The following is a 12380-nucleotide window of genomic DNA, read 5'->3' as shown; positions in this document are numbered from 1 at the left end:
TCGAAAGGACTCCGGGCCGTCGGAGCGATAAACTGCCGACAACCCCATAACAGTTTTGGAATGCGTGCCACATTCGGTACGCTTATGCCACGGAGGGGCGAAGCGTCGCGTATGCACGAGACCGTATCGACCACCGTCGGGCACGACGAACTTGCCGTGCTCAAACTCCTCGCACTCGACGGGGGTCTCGAGGGCGACATCAAAATCTCCTGTTCGGCCCTCGCGGATCGACTCGAGGCGTCGAACCAGACCGCCTCGCGGCGGCTCCAGCGTCTCGAGAGCGCGGGCTACCTCGAGCGCGACACCGTCGCCGACGGCCAGTGGGTCGTCGTCACCGACGCGGGCGAGGGCGCGCTTCGCACCGAGTACGAGGAGTACAAACGGCTCTTCGAGGCCGACCCCGAGGTCGAACTCGAGGGCGTCGTCACCAGCGGCATGGGCGAGGGCCGCCACTACATCTCGCTGCCCGGCTACAGCCGCCAGTTTTCCGACCGCCTGGGCTACGAGCCGTTCCCCGGGACGCTCAACGTCGAACTCCACGACGAGAGCATGCGACGGCGCCGGGCGATGGCCTCCCTCGAGTCGATTCCGATCAACGGCTGGGAGAACGACGAGCGCACCTATGGCCCCGCGGTCTGTCACCCCGCTACCGTCGAGACGGCCGACGGCGACGTCTACGAGACCGCCCACGCGATCGCCCCCGAACGAACCCACCACGACGAGGATCAACTCGAGTTGATCGCGCCCGCGAAACTTCGCGACGAACTCGACCTCGAGGACGACGACCACGTGATGATCACCGTCGGAGACCGCTAACATGAACGGATCAGACACCACCAACCCCCGCCAGGAACCGCTGACAACTGCCGCGAGCGTCGAATCGGCCCTCGAGCGCCTGCAGGCTGGCGAACCGATCCTCGTCCACGACGCGGCCGACCGCGAAGGCGAGACCGACCTGATCTACCACGCCGACGCCGTCACGCCCGAGGCCGTCTCCCGCCTGCGCAACGACGCCGGCGGCCTCGTCTGCGTCGCGTTCGAGGACGCGGTCGCCGACGCGTTCGACCTCCCGTTCTACGACGACGCCGTCGACCATCCGGCAACGGCCGGCCACGACCTGGGCTACGACGAGCGCTCGTCGTTCTCCGTGACGGTCAACCACCGGGACACCTACACCGGGATCACCGACAACGACCGTTCGCTGACGATCCAGTCGCTCGGCGAGGCCGCCGCTGATCCGGACAAAACCGACTTCGCCGAGGAGTTTCGCGTCCCCGGTCACGTCCACCTGCTTCGGGCGGCCCCCGACCTCCTCGAGCAACGCGAGGGCCACACCGAACTGGGCGTCGCGCTGGCCCTCGAGGCCGACCTGCCGCCCGCCGTCGTCGTCTGTGAGATGCTCGACGACCGGACTGGCGAGGCGCTCGCGCCTGCGGACGCGCGAGCCTACGCCGACCGCCACGGTTTCGTCTATCTCGAGGGGAGCGACGTGCTCGGGTATCTCGACTGATCTCGATATCAGGCGTCTCGATTGCTCTTGAGGTTTAGTTATCTCGACTCCGCTCGAGGCCTTTCTAAGCCTCGAGAGGCCTCGAACACCGCCGGCTGACTCCCCTCAAAAAGAGATGTGCGAGGTCGATGACGGACCGTCGTCGCCGTCTTCGTCGCTCCCGTTTTCGTCCGCCTCTCCGTCGTCCTCGAGGCCGCCCTCGTGGTCGAAGTGATATATCGAATCCGTCAGGTAGACCCGACCGTCCTCGGCGGTCACGTCGATGCCGACGAGTCGCGTGCCGGCGGCTTCGCCGTTGTCACACGCCCCCGAACAGGCGTCGTACATCGAGCCGTGTCGCGGGCAGATGATCTCATCGTCGCGCATCGCGACGCCGCGGCCGACGTCGAGTCGCTGCGGTTCGTGCATACAGCGGTTGATCCACCCCTCGACGCCGTCCTCGCAGGGGACGAGGATCGCCTCCTCGGCTTCGCCGTAGCGGTCGCGAACCGTGAACAGCCACGACCGGGATTCCTGGACCGTCTCGAGCCTCGTGAGTTCCGTCCGACCTGCCATGGGCCGGGCTTCCGGCGCGAGCGACAAAACGTCACCGTTAGGACGCCGGAGCAGCGACGGGAGGTATGGACGTGCCGTGTGTCCGCGTTCGCCCCGAGCACGGCGAGACCGTTCGGAGTCGGCTCGCCGACGCGGACCTGATCGCCGACGAGTTCGAGATCGCCGTCGAGGACGGCTGGCTCTACGTGCCGCTCGACGATTCGGGATCGAGTTCGGACTCGAGCGAACGCCCGGTAGACGCCCTGCTCTCGGATCTCGAGGTCGACTACGCGCTCGTCGGTCGGGACGTACCCGCTCGCGATACACAGACGATGCCCGCGGATCTCCTCGGCTTCGAACCCTCCTACGAACGGCTGGGGGACACCGCGCTCCTCGAGGAGGACGACCCGGAGCGGGCGCGGGAGATCGCCGACGCGATCGTCGCGTCCGACCTCCCGCTCGAGACGGTCCTGAACAAGGCTTCGAAGATCAAGGGCGAGACTCGCGTACGCGACTGGGACGTGGTCGCCGGCGAGGGGACGACCGTCGTCCACCGGGAGTACGGCTGTGAGTTCGCACTCGACCTCGCGACGGTGTACTTCTCGCCGCGTCTCGCCACGGAACGCCACCGGGTCGTCGAGCAGGCGAGCGAGGGCGAGCGCGTCTTCGACATGTTCGCCGGCGTCGGCCCGTTCGTGATTCCGTTTGCCAGACGCGGCGCCGAGTGCGTCGGCGTCGACGTCAACGAGGTCGCGATCGAGTACCTCCGGGAGAACGCCGACCGGAACGGCGTCGCGGATCGGGTGACGGCCATCGACGCCGACGTCCGCGAGGTCGCTCCCGAGTACGAGGACTGGGCCGACCGGATCGTGATGAACCTCCCTCACAGCGCGGACGCATTCCTCGAGTCCGGGGTGACGATTGCCGGTAACGACTGCGTGATTCACTACTACGACATCCAGCACGAGGACGACCCCTTCGGACCGGGAGAGCGAGCGATTCGCGCGGCAGCCGAGCCCGAGTACGAGGTGACCGTCGAGACCCGGCGCGTCGTTCGATCCTACGCCCCTCACGAGCTCAACGTCTGCCTGGACGTGCGCCTCGAGCGGCGGTGAGGCGATGGCCTAGACCCGGTCACAGTGAGCGGATCCCGAGCCTGACTCGAGATGAGAGATCGAGCTCGGCTCGACGAGGTGAGATCGAATCCAACTCGGGCAACAGACTCGATTCGCAATCCTTATGCCGGCTATCGGTCCTACGTAGAAGTGGACGCAGACACCTGCGCCAGTATAGCTCAGCTGGCAGAGCGAATCCTTCGTAAGGATTAGGTCGAGGGTTCAAATCCCTCTACTGGCTCTTTCTATTCGAACGTCAGATCGAACGAGCGACGGGTTCGAATCAGGTGAGCGGTGCCCGTCGCGAGTGAACGTCCGTCACCGTACTATCCGCGGGATCGGAGCCACGCTCTCTTTCGACTCGTCCAGTTGACTCCGCGAGTGTACGGAATATCGAGTTTCGGATTCAACGCTGGAGCCAGCGGTTTCGACCCCTCGAGACGTGAATAAACCCCATGTTAGTATAGCAAATCCATGCATGGTACGACAGAGCGAGCGCGACGAACGGCACGTTCAGAGTAGTCTACGCGGTGTTCTATTCCTCGAAGACGCTGACAGTGTTGGGACGACTGACCACTGCGGGGTCTCGACGATCGATTCTTGGACTCGACGCTCGCCATCTCCTCGAGTCGTAACCGTAGATAGTAGCGCAGTTTCCTGTTATTCGGGTGCGCGCATGAAACTGAAACAGGCGATTCGGCAACTACGTGTGTTACTGTTCGTTCAACGACCCATACAAGTTGAGGATTGTAATGGAAAGTATCGCCCACCCGATGAATGTAAGGATGATTCCTTGACTTTGATAGAATCCGTGACGGCAACAATAGAATCCACCACCAGTTGCCCGCAGAAACTCTCTTAGACCATATGCGATAAATAGACTACCAAGCGTTCCCCCTGCTGAATACTTTGCAATAAGAGTTGCTACTGTCAACACAGCCATTATTTCCAATCACCCAACTGAAGTGATAAGTCTTCTCCCCCGTACTGAACGCGAGTTTCACATCTCACACTGAATAAAGAAGCCGTGCTATAAATTACTGGTAAAAACGCGGTTCCCTGTGTGGCCAAATCGGCCAGTTCAGTACCTACACCGACGCCCGCATCGTCGTCAGATACCCCGCCAGGTCGGTCGTCGTGACGATGCCGACGACGCCCTCGTCCTCGTCGACGACCGGCAGGTGGTGAACCCCGTGTTCGAGCATCACATTCGCCACCTCGGTGATCGGCTGCTGAGGTGAGACGGTCACGACGTCGGTCGTCATGTAGCGCTCGACGGTCGTCTCCGCTTTCGGATAACTCTCAGCGACGATCGTAACGAAGTCGGTCGTAGTCAGGATTCCCTCGAGGCGACCGTCGTCGTCGACGACGACGAGTGAGCTAATGCCGTTCTCGAGTATCGTCTGGCCGGCGTCCTCGACGAGGGTGTCGGGTGCGACCGTTACGAGATCCGAACTCATCAATCTGGCAACGAAAATGTCGTCCATACGTAGTGGTATTGAAGTCCGGCTATAAATATTCTCACGCCATGGGGTGACACCCCGGCCCGCTCGAGCGCGGCCAGCAGGTCATCGACGTGTCAGTCCCAGTGACGCCCCTCCCCTGTCCCCACTTTCCAGCGCATCAAATGTGATGAACGTACCCTCGAGAACTAACCCGCTCGCGGTCCTACGTACCACGATACACGATGGCCGCACCAGAACCGTCCGACTCGAGCGACGACGCGACACAGTCGAGGCGCCCACGCGTCGACGACACGACGGGATACGGCGTCGCGATGACGTTCGTCGCTGGCGTCCTGCTGGCGCTCGCGTACTACGGCTGGCTCGCGATTCAAGGGCCCTACGGACTCGGACAGGCCCTCCCCGAGCCGTTTTACCTGCTTGCGATTGCCCTGCTGTTCGTCGTCGAACTCCTCAACAGCCGCCGAGCCGGGCTGGTCGTCGCCATCGCTCGCGCCATGGCGGTCGCGGCCCTGTACGGTGCCCTGTTCGTCCTCGCGGTCGAGGGCGGTGCCTACATCATGGACGATCCGGCGGTCTTCCTCGAGAACTTCGTCGGCGTCACCGTCGTCGCGATCTCGCTCGTTGCCGCCGCGCTCGTGTACGTGACGTATCTGACGGTGGTCGAGGCGTCGTGAGCCAGAGCGGCCAGTAACCGGCCAGGTCGGGTACAGGTTTAAGTACTATACAGTCACTACTCCGTGGCATACCGCAATGCCGACATCCGAGTCCCCGACGCTCGAGGGGACGCTCGTCGCCCTCCCGTATCCCCGTCACGACCTCCTCGAGCGCGTTGCCGACGAGTACGCCGCGCTCGTCGAGTCCCACGGATCGAAAAACGTCCTCGTCCTCAAGCGGCACCCGGCGGGACTCGACCGCCTCGAGCGAGTCCTTCCCGAGACGACAGACGACCCGAACGCGACCCAGAACGCCGTCAGCGGCCCGCGAGTCGAATCACTTCCCGAACACGCCTCGAAGGTCCTCGAGACCTACGACCCGACACTCGAACGCCTCGAGTACGAAGAGCGGATCGAACTCATCTCGCTTGTCATCGCTGGCGCGAGTCGCGACGTGCCGCCGTACCTCGAACGCGCGAGCGAGCACGACAGTTTCGCCCGCGACGTCGGACGGTTGTTGCTCGAGGCGACCCGGCAACAGATCGACGCCACGGGGGATCGAGACGGGGACGCCATCCACCCCTGTCTCGCCTTCCTCTACGCCATGAACGACCGGTTCCACGACGAACTCGACTCTCGGGGCTTCGTCGAGCGGGCAGACGTGATCCCACGAGTGGTCGACCTGCTCGAGGCCGACGCTGACGGCCTCCATGAGCGGATTACGGACTCGTTCGACGCCGTTCTCGCCGTGCAGTTCGAGGAGTTTCGCCGCCTCGACAGGCGCTATCTCGCGGCGCTGACCGGGGAGGCCGAACTCGTCTGCGTCGGCCAGCGCCACGCGAGCGTCGAACGAACGCGGGTCGAACCCGGTTCGCTCGAATCGATCGCGGACGGCCTCGAGGTCCGGCCGCCGACGCGACAACCCGAATCGAGGCCGGCCCACGACGCGGTCGCTCGAGCACTGGCGACAGGAAGGGATGGCGGGAACGATTACGGCCAGCGTTCCGATGTCGAGGACGAGAACGAACGCAAGGAGGACGATAAAGCCGAAAACGAGCGCGGAGAGGACGACAAACGAAAGGAGGAGAACGAACGAAAAGAGGAGAACGAAGACGAGCACACGACCGCTCGAGCGTACCGACTTCGAACGGAAACCGCTCGAGCGCAGGTGCGGTGGGTCGCCAGCGAAATCCAGTCGCTCCGCGACCGATTCGACTGGTCGTTCGACGAGTTCGCGGTCGCCGTCCCACGAGCGGAACGCGTTCCCCGGACACGACGACTCCTTCGCGACGTGGGCGTTCCCACGGCTACGATCGGTACGCCCTCCCTGGCGGACGATCCCGCCGTTAGCGAACTCTACGCCGTCATCGAAGCGCACTGTACTCTCGAGCAGGGACACGACCCGACCGAGATAACCGAACCCGTCATCGCCAGACTCGAAGCCCGCATCGAGGAATTTTCTCCGCGTGACGTCGAAACCGCCCACGGGCAGTCAGTGACGACCGCACTCGAGTCGTGGATCCAGCGAACGAATCTGAAGGCGCGCATCGCCCGCGACGAACCGTGGATCGACGCCCGCGAGCAGTTCCAGAGCATTCACCGGGTCCTCGAGATCGCCCGGTTCGTCGAGCGGACGGACCTCGTCGCCCCCGACTGGCAGGGCCTCCGACGAATGCTCCAGCGAACGATCGAGTACGACGCCCCGCACGTCCACGCCATCGAGACGCGAGGGCCGGGCGGTGGGGTAACCGTCTGTCCGATCGACGACCTGGCGTACGACTCGCGGGAGGTCGTGTTCTTGCTGGATCTGATCGACGACACCTATCCCGGGACGCAGTTTCTAACGCCGTTGTTTCCGACGGCGTGGCTGCGCTCGATGCCATCTTTTCCCGCCGTGACCGACCCCTCCGCATCGACGCTCGAGGAGACGTTCGCCACGGTCACGGACGGGTCGGCCGTCGCCGACCGCTTCGAGACGTACCACGCCGAACGGGCACGTCGACGTCTCGCTCTCGGTTCTCGGACAGCCCGGACCCGGCTCTACTGCTGTTCGTACGAGCGCGAAACCGAGGGCCTCCGACGAACCCACGACGAGTCCCGATTCGTTCGCGAACTCACAGTTATGCCCGGGATAGACCTCGAGCCTGTCGACGTAAAACACCGAGACCACGTCGGCTACGGACGGCAACGAACCCTCGAAGCCACTCTCGAGGTGCCCTGGACCGACCTCGAGACACTCCTGGGCCGTGCGTCGATTGGCGAACCCGTCGACCTCGATGCCACGGCGGAGCGAATCCAGGAGCTCGCCCTCGCCCTGGAGCACGAAAACGTCGACGAGACGGTCCGGGACGCCGTGTACACGCAGTTCGAGTTCGCAGCGGGGGAGGTGAGTCGATGACGAGGAACCCCACCGAGGCCGACGCGACGACGTCGCCGCCATCGCGCGCCGAGGCACCACCGATTTCGATCGACGGCGTGCGAACCCACCTCCGGTGTCCGCAACGGTACCGATACGCCCACGAGTACGGCCTGCACACGGGCGAAGACGATCCGCAGGCGGCCCGACTCGAGTTGCTCCGAACGGCCATCTGTGATGCCCTTCGTGCGGGGGACGTCGACACGCTCGAGACGCGTGCCCTGGACCGGTTTGCCAACCGCTGGGCGGACTACGGCGAGGGGGTCCACTCACGCGCCCAGCGACGACACGAGCGTCGAGTGCTCGAGGCGGCAATTCGGGCGTACGTCGAGGCCATCGGTACCGACCACGCCGAGTGCCTGTACGCCACCAGGGCGAGCGGCGTCGGCGGCGAACTCGTCGGTCCGGACCTGCCGATTCGATCGACGGTGACGGCGACTCGACCGACGGCTGATGACGACGAGGCCTCTCCTCTCCAGATCGACGTGCCGATCGATTACGCCGTCCTCGAGGGATCGTCGTTCGTCGGGGTTCGGTTCGTCCCGACCGCCGCACACCTGGGGATACTTCGCTATCGAGCCGCGTGGGACGGCGACGTCGCCGATCGGTTCGCCGGACACTTCGATCCGGACCGGGCCGAATTCGCCCCCGAAATGGTCGCCACCCTGCTCGAAACGGCTGCCGCTCTCGATGGATTGCGGACGCTTCGTGACCACCTGTCCCTCACGGACGCCCGTACCTGTCGGTACGTCCAGGTCCCGGTCCTCGATCGGGATCGGCTGACCGTCAACCCACTTCGCGAGCGCGTCGAAACGAGCGTCGAGCCGGTGGACCTCACCGAACCTTACCTGGACCACCACACGTTCGGGATGACACACGAACACCGAAACCAGACCGTTGACGATCGGTTGCGACAAGTGGCGACCGCCGCCATCGCCGGCGTCGACGACGAAGCCTTCGAATCCCGGTGGGACCAGATCGAACGTAACGTCTGCCCGACGTGTCCGTACGCCGTCTGCTGTACGAAGTACCTCTCGAGCGAGGTGGCCTTCGATGGATGACCACCGGCTCTCGAGGTCGACCCCGGGCCCAGCCCCGAAAGGAAATCAGCCCGCCGTCATCGCGAGCGAGGCCGCGTGCACGTCCGTCGACGCGGGCGCCGGTACCGGAAAGACGACCACGATGCTGGCGCGGATCGAACGGGCGCTCGAGGACGGTGCCGTCGATCCCTCCGACGTGCTCGTCGTGACGTTCGCGAACGAGGCGGCCGCGAGCATTCGAGCGTCGATCACCGAGCGACTCGAGCCGTCCGTCGCGGCGGCGATCGAGGTTCACACGTACCACTCGTTTTGCTACCGGTTGGTTCGAGAGTACGCTTACTATCTCGGGCTCTCCCCGTCGTTCGAGGTCGTCACCGAGCGGAAGCGACGACGGCTACTCAACCGGCTCCTCGCCGAGTACGAGTACGACTTTGCGGCCGTCGACGTGGCGCCGACGAAATCGGCCACCCCGTCGACGCTCGCCGGATCGGTCGACCACTTCGTCTCGGTGATGAGTCGCGAGGAGATCGCCCCGGACGCCCTCATCGACGCCCTACCCGACGAACGGACGCTCGACCTCCTCGAGGAACTGCTCCTGTGGCTCCGCGGCGAGGCGACGGAATCGCTGTCGTTCGACAACGAGGCGATTCGGTACTTCAACCGGGACGAACACGTGAGGGAAATTCGCGAGGCGCTCGTCGAGTACGGCACGCTGTTGACGTTCTGTCGAGAGAAGATCGCCGAAGGTCCGGCGGCGTTTCGCGACGATCCGGTGGTTCGAGAGGTCGACGCCTACCTCCGCACGCTTCAGGCGTGCGTGACGAGAACGCGAGAAGCGATGTCGCTCGACGACCCGTCGACGAAGCACCTGCCGCCCGTTCTCTTCGGCAACGAACTCTGGCGGGACGGGGCGAAAACGGTCGAACAGACGCCGTTCGGCCGACTCGAGCACTACGTGGCCGTGCTCCGACAGGCCGGCCACTACGCCGAAATCTACGCCGACTATCGGGCGAGGCTCGAGACCGACGGCGCGGTCGACTTCGACGAACTCGTTCGGACCGCGACGCGCCTGCTGGAAGACGAGGCCGTCGCCGAGGAGATCACCCGCCGGTGGAGCCACGTCTACTGCGACGAGTTCCAGGACACCGATGCGACCCAGTGGACGCTCGTCACCGAACTCACGCGCGGCCCGGATCGACCAGACCTCCTCGCCATCGGGGACACGGACCAGGCGATCTACGGCTGGCGCGGGACTGACCCCAGGGGCCTCGAGCGTCTCGGTGCGAACGACGGCGACCACGAGTCGGTCGAACTCGAGTTGAACTTTCGGTCGAAACAGGAAATCTTGGACCTGACGAACCACTGTTCGTACGGCACCCAGCCCTCGAAGACGCTCCGCGAGTACGAGCGGACCCGAGGTGCGTACGACGAGGCGAACCCGCCCCACCGGGTGCTGAAAGTCGAGAGCGACGAACTCGAGTCGTCGACACCCGAACAGGTCGGGACGGCGATTTCACGACTCCTGAACGGCGACTGTGGATCCGTCCCGGAGCGAACGCTCGAAGACATCGCGGTCATCGTCCGGACGAACGCACAGGCGCGGAATATCGCCGCAGAACTCGAGCAGCGCCAGATTCCCTGCGAGCGGTCGGGTTCGGCGACAGGGTCCGTGTCGGAGGGCACCCAGACGGTTCTCTCGTACCTCCGCGTGCTGGTCGATCACGACGCCGACACGCACCTTCGTCGAGTGCTTCTCACACGATATCGAGTGTGTGAAGCCGATCTCTCCCGCCTCCACCGCCGCAACCGTCGGCTGTACGACGCGCTGTTCGAGGCCGACCTCGAGGCCGAACCCTTCGACGAACCGGATCGACTCGAGCGGGCGCGTGCCGACCTCGAGGCGCTCGCGGCGGCGAAAGACGCCTCCCCGATAGCGCCGTTTCTCCGACAGTTCCGGGAGCGAACGTGCATCGAGTGGTTTCTGGGTCCCGACGACCGCCAGACGTTCGAGCGGATCGAACGGTTCGTCGACGCCAGGACCGGCACCGACGTGCTCGAGTCGCTCTCGACCCGGTTCGTCGACGCGCTCGAGCGGGTGTTGGCGGGCGGATCGCGCGACCGCCAGCAGGGAACCACGTCCGCGGACGCCGTTGACGTCATGACGGTGCACCAGGCCAAGGGCCTCGAGTTCGACACGGTCCTCGCGCCGTACCTCTCGGACGAGGAGTGGTGCGTTCGGCGAGACTACGCCTACGGGGCCCGGTATCGTCTGCTTGCCGCGAGGCTCGACCCGGCCGTCGACTCGCCGCTGTGTGCGGATCTCGCCGCGGAGCCGACGGCTGAATCCTGGCGCGTTCTCCACGTCGCGCTCACCAGGGCGGAAAACCACCTGCTCGTCTTCGGCTCGAACTACGACTACGAGGGCGGAGACGGCGACCTCGCCGCCTCCATGGCCGACGCGTGTCTCCCCTCCGCGATCGAGTGGTCGGTTACCGGCGAGCGGATGAACCTCTGGTCGGAACTGGTGACGGCGTTCGACCGGGTGCAGGAAACGTACCCCGAAACGGTCGTCAACGTCACCGACTCGCTCGCTGAACCGTCGACGCACGCCACCGGCACCATCGACTACCTCGATACCGACGGCCACCGGACGCTCGAGACGGACGAGGCGCTCGACGTCGTCCACCGACTGGGGCGACAGCTTCGGAACCGAACGCTGCTACCGGCTGCGGACGCCGCTCCCACAGTCCCCGAACTCGACGCGCCGGCGGGGCGACGAGTCGGAGCGCTGGATACGGCGGCTTCGCGATTCGCCCCGGACGCGTTCTCGGAATCGGGACGCGAACGGTTCCCCGAAGCACTCGAGCACAGTTACAGCGCGCTGGCAACCCACGACGAGTGTCCGCGAAAGCATTACCTCGAGTACGTCGTCGGGGCGCCCGACGATCCGGTCTCGGGTGACGACGGTCGACAGTGGGTCGATTCGACCCCGGGCAACGGTCGAACGAGCCGCGAGTCGAACCCGCGACTCGTCGGCACGGTCTTTCACGCCGTGGCCGAGGAAGCGTTCTACCGGGAGTACTCGAGCCCCGGGGAGTGGCGTCGGGCGGCCACCAGACGGCTCACGGCCCGCGGGCAACGAGGATACGAGAAGGCCGTCCACCGGTGTATCGATCGGTACTTCGACGCTCGAGAACCCGACCTCGAGGCGCCGGTTCACGCGTGGGACGAACTCGCCGCGGAACTGTCGTTTGCGGCCGACGACGTGCCCGGCGTCGACGGCTCGGTCGTCGGCTACGTGGATACGGTCCGGCGGGCACCTGACGGACGACTCGTCGTCCTCGACTACAAGGCGACGAGCGAGCGGATCGACCCCGAAGCGGCCCTCCAGCTTTCGCTGTACGCCCGCGCCTGTGAACGCCGGCTCGGCGAGCCCGTCGACGCCGTCGGCTACGTGTACGTGGGACCTGTCGAGGGCCCCCGGGTCGCCCTCCACTCGCCGTCGGCGACGCCCGACTGGGGGGCGGTTCGACGCGGACTCGAGGCGCTGGATCGACCGACCTACGCCGAGACGACGCCGGGGTCGCACTGTCGGAGCTGTCCGCATCGGTCCCTCGGGTGCGGGCCCCCGCTAGACGTGACGTAG

At 65.2% G+C, this 12380-nt stretch carries 9 protein-coding genes and 1 tRNA gene; 8 read left to right on the top strand and 2 right to left on the bottom strand.

The genetic code is table 11. The features are described from left to right. The first annotated feature begins 111 nt into the window (after positions 1-111). Together ACFQS4_RS09240 and ribB are read left to right on the top strand one after the other, a co-directional pair. On the top strand, positions 112-816 hold the full coding sequence (locus tag ACFQS4_RS09240; RefSeq protein ID WP_497901231.1) for a DUF120 domain-containing protein: 705 nt from the start codon (positions 112-114) through the stop codon (positions 814-816). 1 nt (position 817) lies between these two features. Beyond that, a complete protein-coding gene (gene ribB, locus ACFQS4_RS09235; RefSeq protein ID WP_497901230.1) occupies positions 818-1510 on the top strand; it encodes a 3,4-dihydroxy-2-butanone-4-phosphate synthase in 693 nt (230 codons plus the stop codon). 105 nt (positions 1511-1615) lie between these two features. Here ribB and ACFQS4_RS09230 read toward each other — a convergent pair whose 3' ends face one another. Continuing rightward, positions 1616-2065 carry a Rieske (2Fe-2S) protein gene (locus ACFQS4_RS09230; RefSeq protein ID WP_497901229.1) on the bottom strand — a complete coding sequence of 150 codons (450 nt, stop codon included), beginning with the start codon at positions 2063-2065 and terminating at the stop codon, positions 1616-1618. A gap of 65 nt (positions 2066-2130) precedes the next feature. Here ACFQS4_RS09230 and ACFQS4_RS09225 point away from each other — a divergent pair, with 65 nt between their 5' ends. Together ACFQS4_RS09225 and ACFQS4_RS09220 are read left to right on the top strand one after the other, a co-directional pair. Beyond that, the gene (locus ACFQS4_RS09225; RefSeq protein ID WP_497901228.1) at positions 2131-3159 is read left to right on the top strand and encodes a class I SAM-dependent methyltransferase; all 1029 of its coding nucleotides are present in this window, start codon (positions 2131-2133) and stop codon (positions 3157-3159) included. A gap of 168 nt (positions 3160-3327) precedes the next feature. Next, positions 3328-3400: transfer RNA gene (locus ACFQS4_RS09220), tRNA-Thr, on the top strand. Between the two features lie 847 nt (positions 3401-4247). Here the strand turns inward: ACFQS4_RS09220 and ACFQS4_RS09215 are convergent. Further along, positions 4248-4646: a CBS domain-containing protein gene (locus ACFQS4_RS09215; RefSeq protein ID WP_497901227.1), complete on the bottom strand. Its 399-nt coding sequence runs from the start codon at positions 4644-4646 to the stop codon at positions 4248-4250. A gap of 200 nt (positions 4647-4846) precedes the next feature. Between ACFQS4_RS09215 and ACFQS4_RS09210 the strand changes: the two genes are divergently transcribed. The 4 genes from ACFQS4_RS09210 to ACFQS4_RS09195 all read left to right on the top strand — a co-directional run bounded on the left by ACFQS4_RS09210 (position 4847) and on the right by ACFQS4_RS09195 (position 12380). Beyond that, positions 4847-5299, top strand: coding sequence for a hypothetical protein (locus ACFQS4_RS09210; protein ID WP_497901226.1), 453 nt, complete (start codon positions 4847-4849; stop codon positions 5297-5299). 76 nt (positions 5300-5375) lie between these two features. Next, a complete protein-coding gene (locus tag ACFQS4_RS09205) occupies positions 5376-7676 on the top strand; it encodes a hypothetical protein (protein WP_497901225.1) in 2301 nt (766 codons plus the stop codon). Continuing rightward, on the top strand, positions 7673-8755 hold the full coding sequence (locus ACFQS4_RS09200; protein ID WP_497901224.1) for a hypothetical protein: 1083 nt from the start codon (positions 7673-7675) through the stop codon (positions 8753-8755). The genes ACFQS4_RS09205 and ACFQS4_RS09200 overlap by 4 nt, the downstream gene beginning before the upstream one ends. Next, positions 8748-12380 (top strand): UvrD-helicase domain-containing protein, encoded by a 3633-nt coding sequence (locus ACFQS4_RS09195; RefSeq protein WP_497901223.1) that lies wholly within the window; start codon positions 8748-8750, stop codon positions 12378-12380. Before ACFQS4_RS09200 ends, ACFQS4_RS09195 begins: the two co-directional genes overlap by 8 nt.

It is taken from the genome of Saliphagus sp. GCM10025317 (assembly GCF_042663665.1).
Classification (GTDB): Archaea; Halobacteriota; Halobacteria; order Halobacteriales; family Natrialbaceae; genus Natronosalvus.
Note: the sequence above shows the minus strand (reverse complement) of the source record. Positions and strands in the feature narration are given on the sequence as shown.